This is a genomic window from Mesorhizobium sp. M7A.F.Ca.MR.362.00.0.0, from assembly GCF_004023175.1.
GTDB lineage: Bacteria > Pseudomonadota > Alphaproteobacteria > Rhizobiales > Rhizobiaceae > Mesorhizobium.
Genome location: NZ_RZTF01000875.1, coordinates 1 through 632, shown reverse-complemented (window position 1 = coordinate 632; position 632 = coordinate 1). Strand labels below are relative to the sequence as shown.

General features: G+C 63.4%; 1 protein-coding gene. It reads left to right on the top strand.

Annotated elements, in window-relative coordinates:
• On the top strand, positions 1-632 hold a 632-nt coding region (locus EOC06_RS38270), incomplete at both ends, for an efflux RND transporter permease subunit (RefSeq protein ID WP_164899049.1).

The following is a 632-nucleotide window of genomic DNA, read 5'->3' as shown; positions in this document are numbered from 1 at the left end:
ACCAGATGCCGGCCGCCGCCGACATCAAGCTGCTTAACGACCGCTCCAGTTCGATCCGTCAGGCCGTCGATGATGTCCAGTTCACGCTGCTGTTGACCATCGCGCTGGTGGTCATGGTGATCTTCGTGTTCCTGCGCCGGGTGACGGCGACCATCATCCCGGCCGTGGCGGTGCCGATCTCGCTGATCGCCACGCTCGGCGCGATGTTCCTGTTCGGCTTTTCCATCGACAACATATCGCTGATGGGCCTGACGCTGGCGGTCGGCCTCGTCGTCGACGATGCCATCGTGATGCTTGAAAACATCTTCCGCCATATGGAGGAGGACGGGCTGTCGGCCTTCGACGCATCGCTGAAGGGCGCGCGCGAAATCGGCTTCACCATCATCTCGATCTCGATCTCGCTGGTCGCGGTGTTCATCCCCGTGCTGCTGATGGGCGGCGTCATCGGGCGCATCTTCAACGAGTTCGCCGTCGTGGTGACGGTCGCCATCCTGGCGTCGATGTTCGTGTCGCTGACGCTGACGCCGATGCTGTGCTCGCGGCTGCTGTCGGTGACCAAAGCCGACCGCGACAAGCATGGCCCCGGCCACAAGCCGGACCTCGTCACCCGCGGCTACGACAGGGTCTTGAGC